The 22,970-nt window shown below is 72.8% G+C and carries 28 protein-coding genes and 1 pseudogene; 11 read left to right on the plus strand and 18 right to left on the minus strand.

What is annotated here, in order from left to right:
* Positions 1 to 71: 71 nt before the first annotated feature.
* A complete protein-coding gene (locus tag GA0070611_RS15300; protein ID WP_091664649.1) occupies positions 72 to 482 on the minus strand; it encodes a PIN domain-containing protein in 411 nt (136 codons plus the stop codon).
* The gene (locus tag GA0070611_RS15305) at positions 479 to 760 is read right to left on the minus strand and encodes a hypothetical protein (protein ID WP_091664651.1); all 282 of its coding nucleotides are present in this window, start codon (positions 758 to 760) and stop codon (positions 479 to 481) included. The genes GA0070611_RS15300 and GA0070611_RS15305 overlap by 4 nt, the downstream gene beginning before the upstream one ends.
* Before the next feature lie 113 nt (positions 761 to 873).
* Here GA0070611_RS15305 and GA0070611_RS15310 point away from each other — a divergent pair, with 113 nt between their 5' ends.
* Entirely contained in the window at positions 874 to 2,013 is a 1,140-nt protein-coding gene (locus GA0070611_RS15310; RefSeq protein ID WP_091664654.1) for a site-2 protease family protein, read from the plus strand.
* A gap of 37 nt (positions 2,014 to 2,050) precedes the next feature.
* Here GA0070611_RS15310 and GA0070611_RS15315 read toward each other — a convergent pair whose 3' ends face one another.
* Together GA0070611_RS15315 and GA0070611_RS15320 are read right to left on the minus strand one after the other, a co-directional pair.
* Positions 2,051 to 3,289, minus strand: coding sequence for an FAD-binding protein (locus GA0070611_RS15315; protein ID WP_091664656.1), 1,239 nt, complete (start codon positions 3,287 to 3,289; stop codon positions 2,051 to 2,053).
* Complete coding sequence (locus GA0070611_RS15320) at positions 3,286 to 4,065, minus strand: PH domain-containing protein (RefSeq protein ID WP_091664658.1); 780 nt, start codon at positions 4,063 to 4,065, stop codon at positions 3,286 to 3,288. The genes GA0070611_RS15315 and GA0070611_RS15320 overlap by 4 nt, the downstream gene beginning before the upstream one ends.
* Before the next feature lie 55 nt (positions 4,066 to 4,120).
* Here GA0070611_RS15320 and GA0070611_RS15325 point away from each other — a divergent pair, with 55 nt between their 5' ends.
* Positions 4,121 to 4,492, plus strand: a complete 372-nt coding sequence (locus tag GA0070611_RS15325; protein ID WP_091664661.1) for a hypothetical protein — start codon at positions 4,121 to 4,123, stop codon at positions 4,490 to 4,492.
* 22 nt (positions 4,493 to 4,514) lie between these two features.
* On the opposite strand, the gene GA0070611_RS15330 is transcribed toward GA0070611_RS15325, so the two are convergent.
* From GA0070611_RS15330 to GA0070611_RS31860, 7 genes are all read right to left on the minus strand, one after another.
* The gene (locus GA0070611_RS15330; RefSeq protein ID WP_091664663.1) at positions 4,515 to 5,444 is read right to left on the minus strand and encodes an LLM class F420-dependent oxidoreductase; all 930 of its coding nucleotides are present in this window, start codon (positions 5,442 to 5,444) and stop codon (positions 4,515 to 4,517) included.
* Between the two features lie 228 nt (positions 5,445 to 5,672).
* Entirely contained in the window at positions 5,673 to 6,632 is a 960-nt protein-coding gene (locus GA0070611_RS15335; RefSeq protein WP_157740323.1) for a TIGR03560 family F420-dependent LLM class oxidoreductase, read from the minus strand.
* A 112-nt stretch (positions 6,633 to 6,744) separates the two neighbouring features.
* Positions 6,745 to 7,782 carry a hypothetical protein gene (locus GA0070611_RS15340; protein ID WP_091664667.1) on the minus strand — a complete coding sequence of 346 codons (1,038 nt, stop codon included), beginning with the start codon at positions 7,780 to 7,782 and terminating at the stop codon, positions 6,745 to 6,747.
* Entirely contained in the window at positions 7,782 to 8,051 is a 270-nt protein-coding gene (locus tag GA0070611_RS15345) for a hypothetical protein (protein ID WP_091664669.1), read from the minus strand. Before GA0070611_RS15345 ends, GA0070611_RS15340 begins: the two co-directional genes overlap by 1 nt.
* Before the next feature lie 281 nt (positions 8,052 to 8,332).
* Entirely contained in the window at positions 8,333 to 9,082 is a 750-nt protein-coding gene (locus GA0070611_RS15350) for a helix-turn-helix transcriptional regulator (RefSeq protein ID WP_091664672.1), read from the minus strand.
* Between the two features lie 193 nt (positions 9,083 to 9,275).
* The gene (locus GA0070611_RS15355) at positions 9,276 to 9,902 is read right to left on the minus strand and encodes a biliverdin-producing heme oxygenase (protein WP_091664674.1); all 627 of its coding nucleotides are present in this window, start codon (positions 9,900 to 9,902) and stop codon (positions 9,276 to 9,278) included.
* A gap of 71 nt (positions 9,903 to 9,973) precedes the next feature.
* On the minus strand, positions 9,974 to 10,723 hold the full coding sequence (locus GA0070611_RS31860; RefSeq protein WP_091664677.1) for a helix-turn-helix transcriptional regulator: 750 nt from the start codon (positions 10,721 to 10,723) through the stop codon (positions 9,974 to 9,976).
* Positions 10,724 to 11,258: 535 nt separating this feature from the next.
* On the opposite strand from GA0070611_RS31860, the pseudogene GA0070611_RS15365 reads away from it, so the two are divergent.
* The 4 genes and pseudogenes from GA0070611_RS15365 to GA0070611_RS15380 all read left to right on the plus strand — a co-directional run.
* A pseudogene (locus tag GA0070611_RS15365) lies at positions 11,259 to 12,431 on the plus strand (quaternary amine ABC transporter ATP-binding protein); the annotation flags it as partial.
* A gap of 59 nt (positions 12,432 to 12,490) precedes the next feature.
* Positions 12,491 to 13,372: an ABC transporter permease gene (locus GA0070611_RS15370; RefSeq protein WP_091664683.1), complete on the plus strand. Its 882-nt coding sequence runs from the start codon at positions 12,491 to 12,493 to the stop codon at positions 13,370 to 13,372.
* An 87-nt stretch (positions 13,373 to 13,459) separates the two neighbouring features.
* The gene (locus tag GA0070611_RS15375; RefSeq protein WP_407940438.1) at positions 13,460 to 14,335 is read left to right on the plus strand and encodes a glycine betaine ABC transporter substrate-binding protein; all 876 of its coding nucleotides are present in this window, start codon (positions 13,460 to 13,462) and stop codon (positions 14,333 to 14,335) included.
* A 154-nt stretch (positions 14,336 to 14,489) separates the two neighbouring features.
* A complete protein-coding gene (locus GA0070611_RS15380) occupies positions 14,490 to 14,933 on the plus strand; it encodes a hypothetical protein (RefSeq protein ID WP_157740324.1) in 444 nt (147 codons plus the stop codon).
* A 57-nt stretch (positions 14,934 to 14,990) separates the two neighbouring features.
* Here the strand turns inward: GA0070611_RS15380 and GA0070611_RS15385 are convergent, their stop codons facing one another.
* From GA0070611_RS15385 to GA0070611_RS15395, 3 genes are all read right to left on the minus strand, one after another.
* A complete protein-coding gene (locus GA0070611_RS15385; RefSeq protein ID WP_091664689.1) occupies positions 14,991 to 15,383 on the minus strand; it encodes a hypothetical protein in 393 nt (130 codons plus the stop codon).
* Positions 15,384 to 15,432: 49 nt separating this feature from the next.
* The gene (locus tag GA0070611_RS15390) at positions 15,433 to 15,987 is read right to left on the minus strand and encodes a Uma2 family endonuclease (protein ID WP_091664691.1); all 555 of its coding nucleotides are present in this window, start codon (positions 15,985 to 15,987) and stop codon (positions 15,433 to 15,435) included.
* 138 nt (positions 15,988 to 16,125) lie between these two features.
* Positions 16,126 to 16,566, minus strand: coding sequence for a hypothetical protein (locus GA0070611_RS15395; RefSeq protein WP_091664693.1), 441 nt, complete (start codon positions 16,564 to 16,566; stop codon positions 16,126 to 16,128).
* 331 nt (positions 16,567 to 16,897) lie between these two features.
* Here GA0070611_RS15395 and GA0070611_RS31865 point away from each other — a divergent pair, with 331 nt between their 5' ends.
* Positions 16,898 to 17,089 carry a hypothetical protein gene (locus GA0070611_RS31865; protein ID WP_231921134.1) on the plus strand — a complete coding sequence of 64 codons (192 nt, stop codon included), beginning with the start codon at positions 16,898 to 16,900 and terminating at the stop codon, positions 17,087 to 17,089.
* A 24-nt stretch (positions 17,090 to 17,113) separates the two neighbouring features.
* Here GA0070611_RS31865 and GA0070611_RS15400 read toward each other — a convergent pair whose 3' ends face one another.
* Positions 17,114 to 17,584, minus strand: a complete 471-nt coding sequence (locus tag GA0070611_RS15400; RefSeq protein WP_091664695.1) for a hypothetical protein — start codon at positions 17,582 to 17,584, stop codon at positions 17,114 to 17,116.
* A 129-nt stretch (positions 17,585 to 17,713) separates the two neighbouring features.
* On the opposite strand from GA0070611_RS15400, the gene GA0070611_RS15405 reads away from it, so the two are divergent.
* Positions 17,714 to 18,172: a hypothetical protein gene (locus GA0070611_RS15405; RefSeq protein WP_091664697.1), complete on the plus strand. Its 459-nt coding sequence runs from the start codon at positions 17,714 to 17,716 to the stop codon at positions 18,170 to 18,172.
* A gap of 7 nt (positions 18,173 to 18,179) precedes the next feature.
* Here the strand turns inward: GA0070611_RS15405 and GA0070611_RS15410 are convergent, their stop codons facing one another.
* Both GA0070611_RS15410 and GA0070611_RS15415 read right to left on the minus strand, forming a co-directional pair.
* On the minus strand, positions 18,180 to 18,896 hold the full coding sequence (locus GA0070611_RS15410) for a hypothetical protein (protein WP_091664699.1): 717 nt from the start codon (positions 18,894 to 18,896) through the stop codon (positions 18,180 to 18,182).
* A 116-nt stretch (positions 18,897 to 19,012) separates the two neighbouring features.
* Positions 19,013 to 19,621: a hypothetical protein gene (locus GA0070611_RS15415; protein ID WP_091664701.1), complete on the minus strand. Its 609-nt coding sequence runs from the start codon at positions 19,619 to 19,621 to the stop codon at positions 19,013 to 19,015.
* A 287-nt stretch (positions 19,622 to 19,908) separates the two neighbouring features.
* Here GA0070611_RS15415 and GA0070611_RS15420 point away from each other — a divergent pair, with 287 nt between their 5' ends.
* Both GA0070611_RS15420 and GA0070611_RS15425 read left to right on the plus strand, forming a co-directional pair.
* Positions 19,909 to 20,487 carry a TIGR03086 family metal-binding protein gene (locus GA0070611_RS15420; protein WP_231921135.1) on the plus strand — a complete coding sequence of 193 codons (579 nt, stop codon included), beginning with the start codon at positions 19,909 to 19,911 and terminating at the stop codon, positions 20,485 to 20,487.
* 1 nt (position 20,488) lies between these two features.
* Positions 20,489 to 21,040: an NADPH-dependent FMN reductase gene (locus tag GA0070611_RS15425; RefSeq protein ID WP_091664704.1), complete on the plus strand. Its 552-nt coding sequence runs from the start codon at positions 20,489 to 20,491 to the stop codon at positions 21,038 to 21,040.
* A gap of 211 nt (positions 21,041 to 21,251) precedes the next feature.
* On the opposite strand, the gene GA0070611_RS15430 is transcribed toward GA0070611_RS15425, so the two are convergent.
* Positions 21,252 to 22,136 (minus strand): aminoglycoside phosphotransferase family protein, encoded by an 885-nt coding sequence (locus tag GA0070611_RS15430; RefSeq protein ID WP_231921136.1) that lies wholly within the window; start codon positions 22,134 to 22,136, stop codon positions 21,252 to 21,254.
* 184 nt (positions 22,137 to 22,320) lie between these two features.
* Here GA0070611_RS15430 and cpt point away from each other — a divergent pair, with 184 nt between their 5' ends.
* Positions 22,321 to 22,848, plus strand: coding sequence for a chloramphenicol phosphotransferase CPT (cpt, locus tag GA0070611_RS15435; protein WP_091664709.1), 528 nt, complete (start codon positions 22,321 to 22,323; stop codon positions 22,846 to 22,848).
* The last annotated feature ends 122 nt before the right edge of the window (positions 22,849 to 22,970 follow it).

Raw genomic sequence — 22,970 nt, forward strand, 5'->3', positions numbered from 1 at the left:
ACACGACCAGTCCGATCTCGGTGGCGAAGAGGCCAGCCGCACGTAGTCCCCGCCGCAGACCGGTGAGAGCGTCAGTCCCAGCCTTCGCTGATGTCGAGCAGTTCCAACCCTGGGGGCATCGCCGAAGATACGGCCTTTGGGTCACGGGTGACCAGGTAGCAACGGTAGAGGACGGCGGTGGCGACGGCGTGCGCGACGTCCAGCGGCACCTGCGAGCGGGCGGCGATGCGGGCTACGCGACGGCTCGTGGCGGCATCGAAGACCGCCACGTGGATGTCGTGGTCCTCGCGGAACAACAGGTCGAGCATTGCGACGGCAGCAGTGCCCGCAAGTTCGAGCTGCGCCTGCCCTAGACAGAGCGCCGGGATCCACACCTGCTGCTCCGGATCCTCCTGGGCGAGCGTCAGCATGGCACCGGGCTCGACGCTCGTCCCCGACGCATAGGCGAGCAGCGCCGAGGTGTCGAGAACCAGGCCGTTCACGCCGCTGCGGCCCCGTCGTCGTCGAACTGCCGGAGCCACTCGAGGTTCCGGGCATGCTGCTCGTCACTGATCGGCGGTAGCGCCGCGAGCCGTTCCCTGGTCCGCTCCACGTCCTCCTCGGTCACCAGGTAGCCGCGTTCGGCCCAGCCAGCCCGGAGGCTGTCCGCGCGCATCTTCCGACGCAGGATTCCCGCGATGAATCCGGACGTGTTGCCCTGGGTCCGCTCGACGTACGTGGCGACGTCATCAGGCAGGCTGATGGTGATGCGACGAGTCATACTCTGAGCATACCTACTGCATACTGGCCAGCAGTAGCCGTACGGTCACGACACGCGGCGAGGGTGACCTTCTCCCCTGGTGTGGCGCTGCTCGAGACGGGTATGACCGACCCATGAGGGCCAGTTTCCGGCTCGGCCGGATCGCGGGCGTACCTGTCGGGGTCAACTGGAGCGTCCTGGTCATCTTCCTGCTGATCGCCTGGGCGCTGTCGGCCAGCCAGTTCCCGCGCGCCTACCCCGGCCACTCGACGCCCGCGTACGTGGCCGCCGGGCTGGCCGCCGCGGTCGTCTTCTTCCTCGGCCTGCTCGCCCACGAGGTGGCCCACGCGGTGATCGCCAAGCGCAACGGGATCGAGGTCGAGGGGATCACGCTCTGGCTCTTCGGCGGCGTGTCGGAGCTGAAGGGCGAGGCGAAGGACCCGGGCGCGGAGCTGCGGATCGCCGGGGTGGGACCGCTGGTCAGCCTGCTGATCGGGCTCTTCTTCGCGGCGATCGCCGTGGTGCTCACCGTGGCCGGGGCGCACGGGCTGCTGCTCGGCGCGCTGGCCTGGCTGGCCGGCATCAACGTCCTGCTGGCGATCTTCAACGTCCTGCCGGCCGCCCCGCTGGACGGCGGCCGGCTGCTGCGCGCCGCGGTGTGGAAGGCCACCGGCGACCGGACGAAGGCGTCCGTGGTGGCCGCCCGGGCCGGTTGGATCCTCGGCGCGGTGCTGATCGGGCTGGGGCTCTGGCAGTTCCTGGTCGGGGCCGGGGTGGGCGGGCTCTGGCTGGCCCTGATCGGCTGGTTCCTGATCGGCGCGGCCGGCATGGAGGAGCGCCAGGCGCGGATGGGCAGCGCGCTGCGCGGCGTCCGGGTCGCCGACGTGATGACCCCGCAGCCGCAGACCGCCTCCGGGGACATGACCGTCGCCGACTTCGTCGACCACTACCTCTTCGCGTACCGGCACTCGGCGCTGCCGCTGACCGACCAGGGGCGGCCGGTGGGCCTGGTCACCCTCGACCGGGTACGCGGCATCCCGGCCGACCGGCGGGCCGCCACCACGCTGGCCGAGGTGGCCTGCCGGGCCGACGAGCTGGTGCTGGCCCGCCCGGACGAGCAGCTCAACGACCTGCTCCCCCGGCTGAGCGAGTGCTCCGACGGGCGCGCGCTGGTGGTGGCCGACCAGCGGCTGGTCGGGATCGTCTCGCCCAGCGACATCAGCCGGGCGGTGCAGCGCGGCAGCCTGCGCGACCAGGTCCCGGCCGGCCGCTGACGCGGGCCGGCTCCCACTGCGGCCGGGCCGCTCCCGGTCAGCGCGGGAACCAGCGGTCCAGCTCGTCGGTGCGGAACTTCCCGGCCGGGTCGAACTCGCCCAGCAGGGCAAGGAAGTCGTCGTACCGGGGATAGCTCGCGGTCGGGTCGGCGGTGAAGAGCTTGCCCCAGTGCGGGCGGGGCGCGAACGGCGCGAGCCGCTCCTCGACCTCGGCCAGCACCGGCGCCACCGCCGCCGCGTCGCCGATCCAGGTGAAGTGCACGGCCAGCGTGTCCCGGCCGTGGTTCGGGCTCAGCCACAGCTCATCGGCCGCCACCGTACGCAGCTCGCAGACCTGGAGCACGGCGGCGATCCGCTCGGCGGCCGGGTCGAGCGCGGCGAGCGCGGCGCCGGCCGCCTCCCGGGGCAGGTGCCACTCGGACTGGAGCTCGTCGCCGCTGCTCGGGGTGAACCCGAGCCGGAAGTGCGGCAGCCGCTCGTGCCACGGCCCGGGCTCGCCGAGCTGCGCGGTGCAGTTGCGCGCCGGCATGCCCGGCACCGGGTGCCGGGGCGTGTCGGCGGCGGTGGTGTCCAGCCAGTCGGCGGAGGGCGGCGGCTGGTCGGCGTGCTGCTTGAGCCACACCTGGTCGAACCGGGACGACGACCGCCACCCGGTGAAGACGCTGACGCTGTACGCCGCGTCCAGTGCGGTGTCGAGCGCCGCCCGGGGCAGGCCGAGCCGGACGTACTGCCGGATGTCGAAGGTGGGCACCACGTCGAGGGTGAGCCGGGTGACCACCCCCAGCGCGCCGAGGCCGACCACTGCGCCCGCGAACCGGCGGTCGGTGCGGTCCAGGGTGATCAGGTCGCCGTCGGCGGTGACCAGTTCGAGACCGGCGACGGCGGTGGCCAGGTTGCCGTTGGCCCGCCCGGAGCCGTGGGTGGCGGTGGCGACCGCGCCGGCCACCGAGATGTGCGGCAGCGAGGCGAGGTTGGCCAGCGCGTACCCGTCGGCGTGCAGCCGGGTGGCGAGGTCCCCGTGCCGCAGGCCGGCGGCGACGGTGACGGTGCCGCGCTCGCGGTCCAGCTCGACGGTGGGCGGCAGGCCGGCGGTCGAGACCAGGTCGCCGGTGGTGTCGCCGAGCCGGTTGAAGGTGTGGCCGGTGCCCAGCGCCCGGACCCGCCGCGCGCCCGTCACGAGGCGGCGCAGCTCGTCGACGGTGGTCGGCGCGTGCCGGCGGGCCGCCCGGTAGTGGACGTTGCCGGCCCAGTTGCGGTCGGCGGGGACGTCGGTCATGCGGGGGCCGTCCGATCGGTCGGGGTGTCGGTGTCGGTGAGGGCGGCGCAGAGCGCGTCCAGCGCCTCGTCCACCTGCCCGGTGTTGTACCCGCGCAGGGCCACCAGCAGACCACCGCCGGCCCGGGCCTGCTCGATCTCCGCCCGGGCGGCCCGCCGCTCGGCCGGCCCGCCCTGCGCGAGCGCGGCCTGGGCCCGGCCCACCAGCCGGTCCACCGCGATCTTGTCGTAGCCGCGCAGCCCGGTGGTGAACTCGATCGGGCCACCGGCGGGCTGCGCCGCGGCCGGGGTGCGCGCGTCCAGGAAGCGGCCACCGGACCAGCGGGTCAGCGCGGCGACCACCTCGTCGGGGCTCTCCCGCACCTGGCGCAGGTCGAGCAGCTCCACGGCGGGCCGCCCGTCGACCGGGTGCCGGGCGTCGGTCCGCAGCCCCGCCGGCCCCGTGCCGGGGACCCCGACCAGCCGCCCGGCGTCGTCGAGGGCGAGCGCCGCGAAGTGCTGCCAGGGGTACGTCCCGCGCAGCCCCGGCCGGCGTACGTCGAGCCCGTCCGGGCCGATCACGAAGCGGAACGGGCGCAGCGCGCCGACCAGCACCCGGCCGGCGATCAGCACCACGGCCAGCGCGACCAGCAGCCGCAGGGTCGACCCCTCGACGGCGAGGCCGAGCACCATCACCCCGGCCACCAGACAGATGACCGCCAGCGGCAGGTTGCCCCGGCTCCGGTGCAGCTCCATCTCCCACCCCCGCGCCTCGACGTCGGCGTCCAGGTGCATCATCCGGCAAACCGTCAAGTCGCGGTTGCCCCGACCCCGGCTGGGGCATCCTGATCCGATGAGCAGCTACCGCGACCCGACCCTCAGCGGTGACGTGTACCCGTCCGAGGAGGAGATCGATCCGACCGGCGTCGGCCCCGAGCCGGCGTACGCGACGGCTCCGGTGCCGCAGCCGACGCCGGAGCCCGAGCCGGCGCCCGTCCCCACGCCGGGCCCGCCGCCGCGCGCCCGGGGTACGGCGGGCCCCGGCCACTCCATCGTCACCCGCCACCTGGACGGCTCCGTCGAGGTGGTCACCGACCTGGACGGGGACGGCGTCGCCGACGTGGTCCAGGTCGACCTCGACGGCGACGGCGTGCCCGACGTGACCTACCTGGACAGCGACCGCGACGGCCGGCTCGACACGGTCCGCCGGGCCGCCGCCGACTGACGGCGACGGCGACCCGGGCGGGTCAGAGCTGGCGCAGCACCTCGGCGGCGACCAGGTCCAGGTGGTCCAGGTCGGCCAGGTCGAGCACCTGGAGGTAGACCCGCCGGCTGCCGACGGCCGCGTACCGGCCGAGCTTGTCGACGATCTCGGCGGGCGTGCCGGCGAGGCCGTTCTCGCGCAGCTCGGCCGGCTCCCGGCCGATCGCGGCGGCCCGGCGGGCCACCTCGGCGTCGTCCCGGCCACAGCAGAGCACCGCGGCGTGCGACCAGATCATGGTGGCCGGGTCACGGTCGATCTCGACACAGGCGGCCCGGACCCGCTCGATGATCGCGGGCGAGTCCTCCGGCGCGACGAAGGGCAGGTTGAACTCGTCGGCGTACCGGGCGGCCAGCCGGGGCGTCCGCTTCGGGCCGGTGCCGCCGAGCAGCACCGGCGGGCGGGGCCGCTGCACCGGCTTGGGCAGCGCCGGGGAGTCGCTGACCGGGTAGTGCTTGCCGGGGAAGTCGAAGGTGCCGCCGGGCGGCGTCTCCCAGAGGCCGGTGATGACCGCGAGCTGCTCCTCCAGCCGGTCGAAGCGCTCGCCGACGGGCGGGAACGGGATCCCGTACGCGGTGTGCTCCTCGGCGTACCAGCCGGCCCCGATGCCCAGCTCGACCCGGCCGCCGCTCATCCGGTCGACCTGCGCCACGGTGATCGCGAGCGGGCCGGGCAGCCGGAAGGTGGCCGCGCTCATCAGCGTGCCGAGCCGGATCCGGGTGGTGTCCCGGGCCAGGCCGGCGAGGGTGGTCCAGGCGTCGGTCGGGCCGGGATCGCCGCTCACCGAGCCCATCTTCAGGTAGTGGTCGGAGCGGAAGAACGCGCCGAAGCCCGTCTCCTCGGCCCGGCGTGCGACGGCGAGCAACTGGTCGTAGTCGGCACCCTGCTGGGGTTCGGTGAAGATCCGCAGTTCCATCCCCCGAGCATAGGAAGCGCACCGGCTCCCCGACCGGTCAACCGGCTTCGGGGAGGGTGATGGCGGTGGCCGCCCGGCGGATCGGGTCGGCCACCTGACGGATCATCCGTTCCCGGCCGGGCAGGTGTGGCAGCAGCCGCCGACCGCCGCCGAGCTGACCCGCGCCCTGCGCGCGCTCACCACCGACTTCGCCCGGCCCTGACCCGCCCCACCCGGCCGGGTCGGTGATCAGCTCAGCTGGGGCGCCACCTCGTGGGCGAAGAGGCGCAGCGGGGCCAGGTCGGTGGGCTGGTGGAGGTAGAGGATGAAGTACTCCATGCCGGCCTCGACCAGCCGCCCGAAGACGTCGACCAGCTCGCCCGGCGTACCGACCGCGCTGGAGGCCGCCGTCTCCGCCCGGTCCCGTCCGGCCAGCCGGGCGGTCACCTCGGCGTCGGTGGCGCCGGTGAAGACCGAGAACGAGGCGGTCTTCAGGATCGTCGCCGGGTCGCGGCCCAGGTCGGCGCAGTGCCCGGCGAGCACGTCCAGCTTGTGCCGGTAGAACGCCGGGTCGGTGTGGTCGGTCAGGTTGCAGGCGTCCGCGTACCGGGCCACCGTGCGCAGGGTGCGCTTCTCGCCACTGCCGCCGATCAGCACCGGTACGGGTGATCCGCCCGCCCCGGTCGGCACGTTCTGCGCCCCGCGTACCCAGTGGTGGTGGCCCTCGACGGTGGCGACCGGCTCGCGCAGCATGGCGGTGACCACGGCGGCGGCCTCGTCCAGCCGGGTCAGCCGCTCCCCCGTCGACGGGTACGGCTGCGGGAACCCGTACGCGTCGTACTCGCGCCGGTCCCAGCCGGCCCCTAGCCCCAGGAACGCCCGGCCGGCGCTGGCCACGTCGAGGGTGGCGGCCATCTTCGCCAGCAGCGCCGGGTTGCGGAAGCTGTTGCAGGTGACGATCTGGCCGAGCCGTACCCGGCGGGTCTCCCGGGCGATCGCGGCCAGGCTGGTCCAGCACTCGAAGGTGGTCTCCGGCTCGCCGGAGACGGCCTGCACGTGGTCGTAGAGCCAGACCGAGTCGCAGCCCAGCTCGTCGGCCTCGCGGGCGACCCCGACCATGGCCTCGAACCGGGCCACCGGGTCGGCCAGGTGGGTGAGGTCCGACCGCCAGCCCTGGGGCAGCACCACGCCCCACCGGATCCCGCTCACCCGTGCCTCCCCACCGCCCGGGAGCAGCCCGGACACCCCGCCCGGGAGCAGCCCCGGCTCCGGCCCGAGGGTAGCGGCGGTGGCCGGTCGGGGCTGCTCGGCGGGGCGATCGTCACACGTACGGCCGGGTGGCGTAGGCGGCCCGCAGCGCCGCCAGGCCGACGTCCTTGGGGGTCAGGGTGCCCCAGCCCGAGTTGAAGTAGTTGGTCCGGACGATCCGGGGCCCGCGCTCGGCGTTGAGCTGGGCGACGGCCGGCGGGACGGTGGCGATCCAGGCGGCCTGGTCGGGGAACTCGGCCTTGCGGACCCCCCACTCGGCGATGATCACCGGGCGGGAGAGCGCCACCGGGCCGAGGTCGGCCACCGCCCAGTCCTTGGTCCGGCGGAACCGGGCCAGCGCGGTGTGGCTCGGGTCGGTGGCGTACGCGTTCCACATCAGGAAGTCCAGCTTCGCCATCAGCGCCTCGGGGTGGGTGCGCTGGTAGGACGCCCGGTCCCAGCCGCCGCAGCCGACCGAGAAGGTGGTGCCGGCGGGCAGTTGGCGGGCCTTGAACCAGTTCACGATGTAGGTGACCGCCTGCACCGCCCGGGCGTCCGAGTCGACCCAGGAGTACGCCACCCCGGACTCGGTGGTGCCGAACTCGTGGTCGGTGTCGAGTTCCGAGGCGAGCTGGATGTTCACCGGGAAACCCAACGTCCGGTACTGCGACAGCGCCCGGGCGAAGAGGCCGTCGCAGAGGCCGGCGAGCACCTGCCCGTACCCGTACGCCTTCGGCCAGGTGGTCCCCGGACGCTGCTGGATGGTCATGGCGGGGGCCGGGACGGTGTAGCTCACCCCGTCGACGGTGAACGTCTGCGGCCCGGTGCCGGCCGCCCCGTAGTGCTTCAGCTCCAGCACCATGTTGATCGCGAAGCCGTTGCGGCCGAGCACCGGCAGCCAGGTGTTGTTCCATCCCGGGAAGATGTAGCCGTCGGCGAAGCTGCGGTAGGTGGTGTACGAGCGGAAGTTGCCGCCGGCCATGTCGGCGGTGGGGTCGGCGCCGCCGGACAGGTAGTAGCCGCCGAGCACCGGGGGCGCGACGGTGTAGTCGGCGGTGGCCGTCGTGGTGTGCCCGCCCCGGTCCCGGACCGTGACGGTGACCCGGGGCATCAGGCCACCGCCCGGTACACCGCGACGGTGCCGGTGTCGGAGAGCTTCGTCCAGGTCCGGCCGGCGTCGTCGGTGACGGTGACGGTGAGCGGGTCGATGACGGCGGTGACCTTCGCCGGGGCGCTGCTGTTGCCCTGCGCGTCGGTGACCACCACGGTGACGGTGAGGGTCTTCGTGTCGGGGTCGCCGTAGGTGACCGTGAGGGTCATCGGGTCGCCCGGGGCGTAGGTCGAGGAGTTCAGGCTGGCGGTAACGGTGGGAGCGGCCATCTCCGCCCCCTCCTTCCTGGCTCGTCCGCCCGGCGGGGCCGGGCGGTCCGGCCGGCGCGCCCGGTGCGGGCAGCGTCAGCCGGCGGCGGGTGACATCCTTTGCCCGACGTGCCGCAAGGGTCGCCGCCGGGCCGGAGGGATGGGATGTGGCCCGCCATCCGCAGCCTCTCCACCTGCATAAACAATGCTCCAAGCAGGGCCGGGGCGGCATGTCGGTCATCCGTCGGCCGGGCTGTCCTCGATCCGGTTGCCGGCTCGCCGCCGGCCGGTCGCGGGACCGCTCAGGCGAGCAGCTCGGGCGGGCAGGCGCGGCCGAGCACCATCCCCGCCTCCCACCGGGTCCCCACCCCGAAGGAGTCCAGCAGCCGGCCCACGTCGTTGCTCACCGTGCGCAGCGACACGCCCAGCCGGCGAGCGATGGTGGCGTCCTTCGCACCCTGGCTGAGCAGCCCGGCGACAGCGAGCTGCCGCTCGCTGAGCGGAACCACGCCCGGCACGTCGTGGATCGGCACCGCCTGCCGCTTGGTCGCCCACCACAACTCGCAGAACTGCGCGATCAGGTCTTCGTCCCGGCAGAGCCAGGCCGTCGCCTCGCCCGCCGGTCCGGGTGGTCCGGGAAACAGCCCCAGCCGCTCGTCCACGACGATGCCGGTGGTCCGCACCGGCGCCACCCACATGTCCGGACTGGCGGCGGCGACCAGCGACAGGTGCCCATTCGGATTGGTCATCGAGTGGCCCAGGATCCCCCGGGCCCGGGAGTGCAGGTCGGGTTCCCGCTCGCGGCGCAACGGATCGAACAACGCCCGCATGTTGAGGCCGTACACCACCGACCGGGTCGCCCGCTCCAGGACGGCCAGCCGATCGTTGATCCGGCCCAGCCCGGTGGCGAAGTGCCGGACGGCGGAGTCCGGGTCGGCCGGATCCGCGGACAGGATCCGCGCGTAGACCGCCAGCTGAAGGGCGTGCGCCCGATCCGCCAGCTCGTCCGAACCGGCCGGCCGGCCGGCCGTCGTCAGCGTCGACTCACCCACTGCACCCTCCGGAGTACGCGTTCGCGAGCCAGCCTGACACGGCCCCGGCAGGTGTCCAATAGGTACGACTACTCAGCCCGGTGGCACCTCGCGCCCCCCGTCGACGGACGCGGTCGACCGGCCGGACGCGGTCGACCGGCCGGACGCGGTCGACCGGCGGACGCGGGAACGGCACCGGACGGGCGCGCTCCGGTCAGGCGGCCCGACCCGGGCGGGGACCGAGCAGCGGCGCGGCGGTCCGACCGACGAAGTCGAAGGTGTCCCGGCCGGCCGCGGTCGCCTCGGCCAGCTCCGTCGACGACCAGTCGCGACGGGCCAGGGCGAGGCGGAAGTCCCGCCAGTCCCGTCCGGGCCTGCGCCCGGCCCGCCGGAAGAACCGGGTGGCCTCCCCCTCGGCCAGGTCGAGGCGACGCTCCACGGCCGGGGCGAGGACGCTGCCCCCCAGCGCGCTGCCGAGCAGCACGTACCGTCCACCGACGGCCCGGGCGGTGGTGTCGAACGGGACCCCGTGCTCCCCGACCGACGGCTCCGGCTCGACGCCGAGGACGGCGAGGTCTGCGCGGAGCAGGTCGGCGGCCTCGCCGAGCCGGGCGTCCAGGGGCAGTCCGGACCAGTCGGCGGCGGCCAGCGCGCGCTCCAGCGGCGCCCACGCGGCGAGCATCGCGACGAGGACGGCGCCGAGGTCCGCCCGGGTACGGATCCGTCCGGGCAGGTCCAGCTGCTGCTCCAGCGCCACGTGGTGCTGCCGGGTGCCGTCGCGCAGCGCGCCCAACAGCGGCGACACCGGCCCGGCACGGCGGGGCTCGACCGGGAGGGACATCCGGCAAGTATGCCCCGGCGGGAACGGCCGGTCCGGCGGCCGGCCGGGGTCGCCGGCGCGGCCGGTCCGGGTCAGCCGGCCAGCCCGGGCGGGCAGGCGCGGCCGAGCACCATGCCGCCCTCCCAGCGGGTCCCGACGCCGAAGGAGTCCAGCAGGCGGGCCACGTCGTAGGTCACGGTCCGCGGCGACACGCCCAGGCGGCGGGCGATGGTGGCGTCCTTCGCGCCTTGGCCGAGCAGGGCGGCGACCTCCAACTGCCGCTCGGTGAGCGCGATGAAGCCGGGCACCTCGCGGATCGGGACGGCCTGGCGCTGCGTCTCCCACCACAGGTCGCAGTGCTCCATCACGAGGTCCGGGTCGCGGCAGAGCCAGGCCGTCGGTCGCTGGTCCGGGGTGGGCGGGCCCGGGACCAGCAGCAGCCGCTCGTCGACGGCGATCCCGTTCGCCCGCACCGGCGCCACCCAGGTGTCGGGGTGAGCGGCCGCGATCAGGGACAGGTAGTCGCTCGGGTTGGTGATCATGTGACCCCGGATGCCCCGCATCCGGGTGTGCAGGTTGGGCTCCCGTTCCCGGCGCAGCGGGTCGAACACGGCCTTGACGGTGAGGTTGTAGACCAGCGACCGGGTGGCCCGCTCCAGCGCCGGCAGCCGGGCCACGATCTGCTGGAAGCCCTCGGCGAAGAGCCGCACCGGGGCGTCGGGGTCGGCCGGGTCGGCGGACAGGATCCGCCGGTACAACTTGTTCTGCAGGGCCCAGGACCGGGCCACCAGGTCGTGCTGCCCGGACCGGTCCTGACCGGTCGTGGCAGTCGGCTCACTCACGGCAGCGTCCATCGCCGCACCCCCTCCGAGCGTTCCGGGGCCAAGCCTGGCACAACGCCGCCACTGCGGCGAGGGGACCGCCGCCAGGATCCGCGTAACTGCACCGGTAATTGCGGACCCGGAAGCGGTGAATTGAACCTGGTCAGCGAGAGCGAAAATCGTCGGCCCGGCGGCTCTCGATTCGTCGCCACAACCGGGGACGAACGGCGGCGGGGGGACCTTTCCGGCACCGGGCCGCACCACCTTGCCCCGGACCGGGACAGCAGCCGCGCAAAAGGTACGGCGAGCCGACAAACGCCGCCCGACGAACGGCGGACCACCGGTGCCACCTGGGCGGAGACGACCGAATTCGACCTCGTCATTTGTGGGCAGGTCCACAGCCGCCGCTGTCCCGATTGGCTTTCCGGAGAGGCCGCCGATACGTTTCTCGGGCCGACCACCCGGTCCACCCGATGTGACCGATGTTGATATGACGGACGAGACGCGAAGACGCACCACCGGCGCGATCCGCCGGCGGTTCGACGTCGGAGAGGGGATCGTGTCCGCGCTCGCAGTGAAGTCGCTCTACAAAATATTCGGAAATCGAGCCGACGAAGCGGTGGGACGCCTGGCGACCGGCGCGCCACGCGCCGAGGCCCTGGCCGGGCTGCCCGCCACGGCCGCCGTGATCGACGCGAACTTCGAGGTACGCCCCGGCGAGATCTTCGTCGTGATGGGCCTCTCCGGCTCCGGCAAGTCGACCCTGATCCGGATGCTCAACGGCCTGCTGCGCCCCACCAGGGGCAGCGTCCGGGTCGACGGGGTGGAACTGACCACGCTCCGGCCCGCCGCGCTGCGCAAGCTGCGCCGCGAGAAGATCAGCATGGTCTTCCAGCACTTCGCGCTCATGCCGCACCGGACCGTGCTGGAGAACGCCGGTTACGCGCTGGAGGTCGCCGGCCTGCCCAGGGCCGAGCGACGCGCGAAGGCCATGGACGCGCTGCGCATGGTGGGCCTGACCGAGTGGGCCGACAAGCTCCCGCACGACCTCTCCGGCGGCATGCGACAGCGGGTCGGGTTGGCCCGCGCCCTCGCCGCCGGCACCGACATCCTGCTGATGGACGAGGCGTTCTCCGCGCTCGACCCGCTCATCCGCCGGGAGATCCAGGACCAGCTCCTGGAACTCCAGGCCGAGCTGGGCAAGACGATCATCTTCATCACCCACGACCTGAACGAGGCGATGCGCCTCGGTGACCGGATCGCGGTGATGCGGGACGGGCGCATCGTCCAGATCGGCACCGCCGAGGAGATCCTCACCGACCCGGCCAACGGGTACGTGGCGCAGTTCGTCGCCGACGTCGACCGGACCCGGATCCTCACCGCCGCGTCGGTGATGGAGAAGCCGCAGCACGTCCTGGACGTCAACGCCGGTCCCCGGGTGGCGGCCAAGGCGCTGCGGGAGGGTCAGACCTCGGTGGTCTACGTGACCGGGCCGATGAAGCGGTTCCTCGGCACGGTCACCGAGGACGAGGTGCTTCGGGCGCTGCGCGAGGGCCGGCCGAACCTCGACGGGTACGTCTCGACCGAGCGGGTCCGCACGGTCGCCGGGGACACCGCGGTGGCCGACCTCTTCGCCGACTGCGCCCAGAGCCAGCACCCGGTGGCGGTACTCGACGAGCGCGGCCGGCTGGACGGGGTGATTCCCCGGATCACGCTGCTCAGCGCGCTCGCGGCGGCCACCCCGGACGAACCCGCCAGGGTGGACGACGAGGAACTCGTGGAGGCGGCATGAGCCCGGTGGACAGTTGGTTGCCGCGGGTGCCGCTCGGCGCGTGGACGGAGTCCGCCGTCGACTGGGCCACCGGCACGCTCGGCCCGTTCTTCGACGGGGTCGCCACCGTGGTCGACGCCCTGGTCCGCCCGCTCGACGAGCTGCTCACCGGCGTACCGGCGGTGGCGGTCGTGCTGGTCCTCGCCGCGCTCGGCTGGTGGCTGCGGGGCTGGAAGTTCGCCCTCGGCACCGCCGTCGGCCTCGGCCTGGTGGCCGGGATGCCGTACTGGCAGGAGACCATGAGCACCCTCGCGCAGGTGCTGGTGGCCAGCGTGCTCTCGCTGCTGCTGGCGATCCCGCTGGGGGTGTTCGTCGCGGAGAACAAGCGCGCCTCCGCGCTGGCCCGGCCGGTGCTGGACCTGATGCAGACCATGCCGGCCTTCGTGTACCTGATCCCGGCGATCTTCTTCTTCGGCATCGGCACGGTGCCGGGGGTGCTGGCCACCCTGGTGTTCAGCATGCCGCCCGGCGTACGCCTGACCGAGCTGGGGCTGCGCCAGGTGGACAAGGAGATCGTGCAGGCCGCCGAGTCGTTCGGCGCGCCGCCCTGGATGGTGCTGCTGCGCACCAAGCTGCCGCTGGCCCTGCCGACCATCATGACCGGCGTCAACCAGGTGATCATGCTGGCGCTGTCCATGGTGGTCATCGCCGGCATGGTCGGCGCGGGCGGCCTCGGTGACGTGATCATGTTCGCGCTCTCCCAGGTCGAGGTGGGCAGCGGCTTCGAGGGCGGGATCGCCGTCGTGGTCCTCGCCGTCGTGCTCGACCGGCTCACCGACTCCGTGGGCGACCGGTTCCCCTCCGCACGGGCCCAGCGCCTCGCGCGGCAGGCCGCCTGACCGTCGCCCTCCCCGGCCGGCACCCCTGGTCCCGCGTACGCGGAGCCGCCGGCCACCAACCGGAAGGACAACCCTGTGTTCACGACCATGAAGCGCGTCCTCGCGCTGGCGGTGACCGCCACCCTGGCGCTCGGCGGCGCGGCCGCCTGCGGCGAGCGGTCGGACGGCCCGTCCGGCAACGGCAAGAAGATCACCATCGGCTACATGGCCTGGGACGAGGCGATCGCCGCCTCCCACCTGTGGCAGCACATCCTCGAGGAGAAGGGCTACCGGGTCCAGCTGAAGAACCTGGAGGCCGGTCTGGTGTACGGCGGTCTCGCCGGCGGCGACATCGACCTGTTCCTGGACGGCTGGCTGCCCCAGACGCACGCCTCCTACCTGGAGAAGTACGGCGACAAGCTGGAGAAGCTCGGCGTCTGGCACACCGACGCCAGCCTGAGCATCGCGGTGCCGAAGTACGTGCAGGGCATCGACTCGCTCGACGACCTGGCCGCCCGGGCCGGCACCGTCGGCGGCGAGCTGATCGGGATCGAGCCGGGCGCCGGCCTCACCAAGGCCACCCAGGAGAAGGTCCTCCCCGGCTACGGCCTGGACGGCAAGCTGAAGCTGAAGACCTCCTCCACCCCCGCCATGCTGGCCGCGCTGGACGGCGCGATCGCCGACCAGAAGCCGATCGCGGTCACCCTCTGGCACCCGCACTGGGCGTACGCCAAGTACGAGTTGAAGGACCTGGCCGACCCGAAGGGGACGCTGGGCAAGGCCGAGCAGATCAACACCTTCGGCCGCAAGGGCTTCGGCAAGGACTTCCCCGAGATCGCCGCGATGCTCGGCAGGTTCAAGATGGACGGCCAGCAGCTCGGCTCGCTGGAGGACCTGATGTTCAACACGCACAAGGGCGACGAGGAGAAGGCGGTCGAGGAGTGGCTGAAGGCCAACCCCGACTACCTCAAGACGCTCTCCTGACCCGACTGCCTCGACTGGGCTCCGACGGGGATGCTCGTCAAGTCGGTTGCAGATATCCGCAACCGATTTGGCCGCCCGGTCCGGCGGGTGGTCCGCTTCTGCCACCGCCGGACGCCCGGCGGCAGAACCGGAACGACACCGAAGGGCCCCACACGTGCGTCGACTCTCTCAACTGCTCGCCATGGCGCTGTTCGCCTGCATCGCCGTCGTCGGCACGGGTGCGCAGAGCGCTCAGGCCGCCGGCTGCTCCGGCTACCTGATCAACCGGACCGTGGCGAAGACCTCGTCGGGTGTGACCGTCGGGGAGCTGGTGGTCTACTACAACTCCAGCACCGGCAAGAACTGCGCCCGGATGAACCACCTGGGCCCCACCTACGGTGTCACCGACGGCACCTACGTCCTGCTCAAGCGTTGCGCGAACGGGACCGGCCCGGACGTGTGCTGGGCCGAGGACGAGAAATACTCCCTGGGCGACTACGCCTACTACGCGGGTCCGGTGGAGATCTACGCCCCCAACAACTGCGTGGGCGCCCAGGGCTACGTGACGTACCAGGGCAAGTACATCTGGGCCTACACCCCGACCAAGATCGGCTGCTGACCGACGGTCGCGTCGTACGAGGGCCGTCTCCCCCGCCCGGGGAGGCGGCCCTCGGCGTCACCGGGTCGGGTCGCCGAGCCGGCTGCGCAGCCATCCCGCGCCGAGGCTCACCACCAGGCTGCCCGCGGCCGTCCCGAGGAGCACCAGCACCGCACCCACCGCCCAGAGCCCGGTGGAGTCGGTCGACGCGGCGTGCACCGACCAGGCGGCGGTGAAGGCGACCGCCAGCACGGGCACCACCAGCCACGGGCTCAGCCACCACCCGCCGAGCGCGGCGATCAGCACCAGGGTGAGCACGCAGCCCACCACCTGCCACACCGCGTACGGGCCGCTGGTCGCGCCGGTCTCCGGGTCGACCCGGTAGCCGACGTCCCAGCTCAACCAGGCGAACCAGGCCCCGACCGTGGCCGCCGCGACCAGCAGGGCACCCGACACCGTACGCATGTCCATGGCCGTGATCCTGCCGGGCCTGCCGGTCCCGGGGAATGAGCTCGGGTACTCAGTCGAGGTGCTCGGCGGGTGGGGTCTGCAACAGCCACGCCAGCGGCATACGGGCCCGCTCGGCGTACCCGCCGTCGCCGGTCAGCTCGTGCAGCGTGACGGTCTGCGCACCATCCCGCTCCACCACCCAGTAGCGCGGGATGCCCGCCGAGGCGTACTCGCGACGCTTGGTCACGGAATCCATGGCCTCGGAACCGGGCGAGACGATCTCGATCACCAGGGCGACGTCCGCCACAGTCGACCAAACCGCCCGCGCCGGCGGTTTGCGCCAGACGCTCAGGTCGGGAATCCGGCCCCCGTCGCCGTCGGGGCCGGGAATGCGGACGCCGACGGCCTGGAGCACCTGCTCGGCCGGCCAGCCGGCCATGACCGGCCAGGCGAAGAGGCGACTCGCGATCATCGCGTGTTCCGAGTCGGGCGGCGGCATGACCGACAGGACCCCCTCGGGGCTGGTCTCGTAGCGGTGGCCGTTCGGGTCGGCGGCGTTCATCGTGGCCACGTCGTCGAGCGTCACGAAGGCCGGCATGTGCCTCCCGACGGCCTCAGCGCTCATGTGCCCATCCTAGGATCCGCGGGCCGGCAGCGGTCCCGCGCCACCGGGACCGGCTGACAGAATCGCGCGGACGAGCCTCCCGACCGTGAACCGACGGATCGTGGTCGGGAGACAGAGCCGACCAGCCTCGTCAGCGGCTCAGCGGGCCCAGCCGGCGTGGTCGGGCGGGAACTCGCCACGGAGCAGGCTGACGAACGCACGGCCGCAGGCCAGCAGCGGGCCGGTGGACAGGTCCGCGTCGAACGTCTCCTGCTCACCCCCCGTACCGAAGGAGTTCACGAGATCCTTCGGTACGGCCGGGGACCAGTCGCGCAGTCGCTGGAGGACCCGCTCGGACAGGTCGAGCACGACCGCCACCCGATCGGGCGCGCCGGCGAGATGCTCGTCCAGGCAGGACGACACGCAGCCCATGAACCCCGCGGTGGCCTGCATGTGCCAGTCGTCGCGGGCCTCCGTCAGCCAACCGTGCGCCGCGGCGGCCTGCTCGGCCTCCTGCGCGAGCAGGTAGAGCCACACCTCGGCCTGATAGTCGCGAACCCAGAAGCCCGATCCGCGATACTCCAGGTAGGAGCTGCCCATCCGAGCATTAGACCACGTCGCGGTGTGGCGGTCACCCGTACGCCGGACGGCCCAGTGCCGCCCGGAGCGCGCCGGGCGCCGGCTCGACTCCCTACCGCGAACCCTCGTCCCTGATCATGACTAGGGCCTGTTTCAGATGAACTCCCCCTAGCGCTCAAGAGATTACGCCGGGTAGTGATTCGGAGGCGATGAGGCCGGCTCTTGCCGGACTCGCGTGACTTCGTGTGCAGCGCGCTTGACTTCTGGAGCAACGCGGGGGGCGGACCGAACAGAGCAGGCAGACCGCTGCCGATCGGTCCAGCGCGGCCCGCCCGGGACCGGAAAGGCTCGCGTGCTCACCGAGGCGACAGATGCTCTGGTTCGAGACGGCAAACGGGTCCTACTGGTTTCCGCAACCAACATTGCGGTGGACAACGCTCTGCTCGGCGCAGTGCGAAGCGGGCGACATCCGCAAGGCCGTCTCCTGCGGGCCGGCCCGGTGTACCGGCTGGCAGAACGGCCAGGTGACGTTCCTGCCCGGTGAGCGGCAGAACAACGGTCGCGGGCACTACCTCTGACCGGTGAGCAGTCGCCTGATCCGGTCGTACTCCGCGGCCATCTCGGGGGTGGCCAGCACGTCGTCCAGGTCGGCCTCCACCTGGAAGTCGACCAGCTCGATGGAGCGGATCGCCAGTTCGTAGAGTTCGTCGCGCCGGCCCGTCTCGAGGAAGGCGGTCCACCGTTCCAGCGCATCGAGGATGGCGGGGAGCGGGAAGTCCATGTCACCGTCGGCGAGAGTGCCCTCGTCGATCCGCCCCAGGTACTCCCGCAGTTCGGCCGGGCCGGCCGTCGGAACCGCATTCCCCGCCTCCCGGAACGCCAGCCAGGCCCGCTCGTCGAGGTCCGCCCTGGTGAGGTCCAGCCGGGCACCGTCCTCGATGACCCGCGCGACGGTCGCGGCGCCGAAGGCGCGAAGATCCGCCTCGGTGGCCGTGGTGATCAGCTGCCGGACGGCCCCTTCGAGCGCCTCGTACCTCACCGGGGCAGCCTAATCGCACGGCCGCGCACGGCCGCTCGGCGCCCCTTGCCCGGGCACGGGTGGACTAGGGTCCTCCCGAGAGCGGCGCCGACGGCGGCTGCTCCGCAGGTCGCGCGGAAGGAGCCGGCCGTGGACATCGACGCGCTGCTCCCCCGTACCCGGACACCCCGCGACTACCTGGACCTCGTGGCGGACCCACGGATCGACGAGGACGGGCTGCACCGGCTCGCCCGTGGTCCGCACCCGTTCGTGCGACTGGCCGTCGCCGAGGACAGCCGCACCCGGACGGCGACGCTGACCGAACTGCTCGCCGGCGAGTTCGGCCCGTGGGACCGCAACCGCCTGCTCAGGCTCGTCGCCCAGCACCCCCGGGCGGACCGAGCTGTTCTGCTCCGGGTCGTGGCGCAGGTCGAGGCCCTGCTCCGGCGGACCGGCACCAGACCGTACGCCGCGGTGATCGCGCTGGCCGGGCGGCCGGAACTGGCACCGCACGAGGTCAGCGTGCTGACCGGCCTGCCGGGTGCGTCACGGCGGCTGCGCCGAGGCGTGCGGCAGGCGCTGGCGGGCCGGGCCTGCGCGCCGGACTGACGGGGGTCTACCGCGCCGGTGCCGGTTCGGCCCCGGTCAGCGCCTTCCACCGGTCCAGTTCCTGTGCGTGCGATCCGTCAGCGGTCGCCCGGCCGATCACGGCAGCGGCGTCCGGGTCGGCGGTGCCGTCGCGGGCCAGCAGGGTCAACGGCCAGGCGGGAGTGCCGGGTGCGCCACCGTCGAACGCGTACCAGTCCCACGGGCCGTGGAAGCTCCAGGCCCGCTCGTTCCGGTCGACCAGCTCGTCACCGGATTGGAGGAACGCGTAGGGGCGGAAGACGAGCTCGATCCGGATCGGGATGTCGTCGTCGGGATCGATCTCGTACCCCTGCTCCTCGCGCATCGGATCCTGGGACCGGCCCGCCGGGAGGACCACGACATGGGTACGCGGCCGGGGAAGCCGGCCGGTCTCCAGTGGCGGATCGAACCGGTGCACCGCCATGACGTGCACCAGGGTCGGCGGTATCCCGACCCGGCAGTGCTCGCCGGGCCGCAGGCCCTCGGCCGGCGGAACGGTGCGGAAGAGCTCGTCCGCCCACTCGGGACTCGCCGCGCTGCGCACGAGGGCCACGTCCCCGTTCCACCGGATCCAGTCGCTCTCCGGGTCCACCGCCCACCAGGGCCACCGCACCGAGATGTGATCGGGCGACGTCCCCGCCACCGTGGCCGGCGTGTACGGGCAGGAGAGCCTCAGCACGTCGCCTACGCGGAAGCTCGCTGCCATGCCTTCCATCATCGGCGACTACATCCAGCGCGGCTACGGGGCGTCCGCCCTGCACGTGGTGAACTTCGACGGGGTCAACAGCACCATCGACACCTGACACTCGGAGCCCGGTGGGCTCAGACCCCCGGCGGTCGGTGGTCGTCGGCCAGCTCGACGATCGCCGACCAGGCCTGGCCCTCGCCGAACTCCCAAGCCGCGACGACCCGGGCGGCGGCGGACCGGATCGGTTCGCTGCCGCTCGGCCAGTGGGCGCCGCAGTACTCGCCGCCGTAGGCCCGGGCCGACTCGTCGTCGAGGAACAACGCGCTCAGGTGGGAGCGCAGCTCAGCGTCGGCGATCCCGTCCAGCGCCGCCCGCCACCGCGGATCGACCTCGGCGTCCGGGTCGACGGACTCCAGCCCGGCCCGGTCCATCGTGCCGGTGGCCGCCCGGAGCGCGTCGAGCAGGCTCCCGTCGGTGACCACCCGGACGTGGATCGGCAGCACCACGCCGTCCTCGGCGAGAGCCTCCGGCGGCACGCCGTGCCGGCGCAGTACCCGCGCCAGCTCGGCACCGGGCAGCACGGCCCGGCCGCCGGAGGGGCGGGCCGCGGCCAGCAGGTCGGCGGCGGGCCGGCCCGCCAGCGCTGCGATCTCTCCCGCGTCGTCGACCGGGAAGATCGAGCGGCCGAGGTCGAACGCCCACCGGTCCCAACCGATGCCGCTCGTCCCGATCCCGGCCACCACGCACGACTGCGGCTCGGCGAGCGCGGCGAGCCGGTCGAGGTCCGCGTCCGCGAAGAAGTCGTCGGCGAGCAGGTCGTCCCAGTGGTAGAAGGCCTAGCGGGCGCGGCGTGAGTCGCCCGTCAGCGGCTCGGGCAGGAACCGCTGCAATTCGCGGGTGAGCACCTGTTCCCAGTCCGACACGCCCCGCCCCTTTCACGCCGCCGACGACCGGGGGCCATGGTCGAAAGGGCTGTGTCCGACCAACTACGGACCACCGCCCGCCGGCACGGCGGATACCATCTCGGACCGTGACCTTCGCCGGGCAACTGCAGGACTACTCCGCCGCGTGCCGCTGGATCGGTGAGCTGGCGGCCGCGACGCAGCCGGCACAGCTCGACGCCCGGACTCCCTGCACGGACTTCGACGTCCGGAGCCTCCTGGGGCACCTGCTCGGCACCGCGCACCGCTCGCTGGGTACGGCACGACGCGTCGCCACCCGCACGGTTCCCCATGTGGTCACCGATGTCCCCGACGACGAGCTGGCCGCGACGTACACCGTCCTGGCCGGCGAGATCCGAGCGGGGTGGTCCCGCCTGGCCGCCGCCGATCCCGTCGTCGCGCCCTGGGGGTCGTGCACGGCTCTGGAAGCCGCTCGCGGCTTCACGGTCGAGACGGTCACGCACGGCTGGGACCTGGCGGTGGCCACCGGGCAGCCCAGCGAGGCACCCGACGGCATCGCGGACCGCTGCCTCGGGTACGCCGCCGCGGTCGTACCCGATCGGCTGCGCGGCGTCATGTACGACGTCCCGGTCGACGGAGCCGACCCGGCGTCCCCGACGGAACAGCTCGCCCATCTGCTCGGCCACCGTCGCACCGGGAGGTACTGAGGTGACCGGGGCAGCTCGGATCGTGCTGGTGTCCGGCAGCACCCGGGACGGCTCGACGAACACCGCGTTGCTGCGCACCATGCGGGCCCGTGCGCCACAGGGTGTCACGGCGGAGCTGTACGGCGGCCTCGTCGACCTGCCCGCGTTCGTTCCCGGCGGGGACGAGCAGCGGGACCACCCGGCGGTCGCCGCCCTGCGCGAGCAGTTGGCGCAGGCCGACGCGGTGGTCTTCTGCACCCCGGAGTACGCGGGGACCCTGCCGGGCAGCCTCAAGAACCTCCTGGACCTGACGGTCGGCACCGGTGAGCTGAACAGCAAGCCGGTCGCCTGGGTCACCGTGGCGCATCCCGGTCGCGGCGACGGCGCGCAGGCGACGCTCGCCACCGTGCTGGGGTACGTCGACGCGGACGTCATCGCCTCGGCGTGCGTCCGGCTGCCGGTGTCGCGCGATTCGGTCGGCCCGGACGGGATGGTGACCGATCCGGTCGTCGTCGACGGCATCGCGGAGGTCTTCGGCCAGATCCTCGGGCATCTCGCCGCTCGCCGGGACTGAGCGTCCGCCCGGTCGGCGGCGGCCAGGGCGAGCCCGCGCGGGCACGTTGACCTGACCTCGCCGGTAGCCCGTTCGACCCGGGGAGAGGGTTGGTGGACCGGATGCGGCACGACCCGAACCACGTTCACGCTGTCCAGGGGCCGATCGTGACGCTGACGGCCGTACGTCGGCGCCTGACCTGACCAAATTCACCACTGGCTCATCCGACTCGTCAATCGTGGCGATGACGGACGATGTCGTCCATGTGGCGGATCGCGTCCGTGCGGTCGTCCTCGCTGATCGAGTCCCACAGGTCCGCCAGCCAGTAGAGCGAGACCGACAGCATCCAGGCCCACCCACGCACCCAGGTCGCCTCGTCGAACCCGAGCGCCTCCCGGTAGGCGGCCCGCGCGCGGGCATCGAACAGGCTCCAGGCCGGGCGCAACTCGACCGCCGGATCGCCGCGGCCGAGACCACCGAAGTCGATCACACCGGTGAGCCTGCCGCGTTCGACCAGCAGGTTGCCGGCCAGCAGATCACCGTGCAGCCAGACCGGCGGTCCGCGCCACTCGTCGGTGCCCATCGCCTCGTCCCACGCCGCGGTCACCGCCCGACCGTCGATCCGGTCGCCCAGCACCGCGATCGAGCGGCGGGTCAACTCGTCCCGCCACGCCAGCGGAACGCCGCGCTGGATCCCCTCCTTGACCGGCCCGCCCATCGGGTCGAGCGCGATCATCGCGCGCACGAAACCGGCGAGATCGACGGCGAGATCGACCAGATGCTGCCCGGCTTCGGGATTGCGGCCATCCAGCCACGGGACGACCGTCCACCGCCACGGATAGTCCCCACCAGGCGCGCCGACCGCGAGCGGCACGGGAACCGGCACCGGCAGATGCGGCGCCAATCGCGGCAGCCAGGTCGCATCGGTCTCGACCTGGTCGACCGCCCACGGTGCCCGCGGCAACCGTACTGTCAGGCCGTCACCCAGCCTGAACAGCGCGTTGTCGGTGCCCGTCAATGGCTGTGGCACGATCGGCAAGCCCGACCACGCAGGAAACTGCTCGTCGATCAGAGCGCGGACCTGCTCAACAGACACGACGATCTCACCAGGGCGCACCGCGCGACGGTAGACCCGACCAATCATCCTGCCAACCGAATTCGGACCACACCGCGTGACGCCGGGTCGGCGGCTCGCGCAGGAGGAGCGTCAAAGCGAACCCGGAGAAAGCCCGTGTCACGGTGATCGAGGTGCCAATACCCTGTCGAGCCGACACCATTGTCCAGTACCTCAGCCGGCTTCGTTGCACTGTGGAACGGCCGGTTCTCCGTCCAGTTCGGGTAAGTCCGGCATTGTCCGCTGTCTCAAGGCGATCCTCCCCCAGCCGTGGATCAATATGGGTGTGGACGACCTGGTCGACCGCCTGCCGCCCGCCCTGGTCGAGTCCGGCTCTGGTATCTCCTTCGGGCATGGTGGCGAAGTAGTCCTCGGCGAGGACTGGCGAGCAATCGAGACAGCCTGGACACAGGGTGTCGCGGCCATGGCCAGAGCGGGCGCACGGATCATCATCGATGACGTCTTCCTCGACGGCCGGGCCTCGCAGGAGCGCCTCCGCGGCCACCTTGACGGCCTGGAGGTGTTTTGGGTCGGTGTGCACTGTGCGCCAGAAGCCGCCGCAGCGCGGGAGTTCGCCCGAGGCGACCGAGTCCCCGGGATGGCCGTGCCGCAGGCTGAAGCCGTGCACAAGGGCGTCGCGTACGACGTCGAGGTTGATACCACCCACGCCGAATCGCTGGACTGCGCCCGTGCCATCGCTCGGCACGTGCGTTGACCTCGATCGAGCATTGCGGAGACGCCGGCCCGCTACGGCTAGCTTGCTCCTGATGTACAAGGTGTGAACGGCCGGGCAGGTGTGGATCAGGTCCACCGACAGAAGTGCACGTTCTCCCAGGT

The sequence above is a fragment of the Micromonospora auratinigra genome (assembly GCF_900089595.1).
Classification (GTDB): Bacteria; Actinomycetota; Actinomycetes; order Mycobacteriales; family Micromonosporaceae; genus Micromonospora; species Micromonospora auratinigra.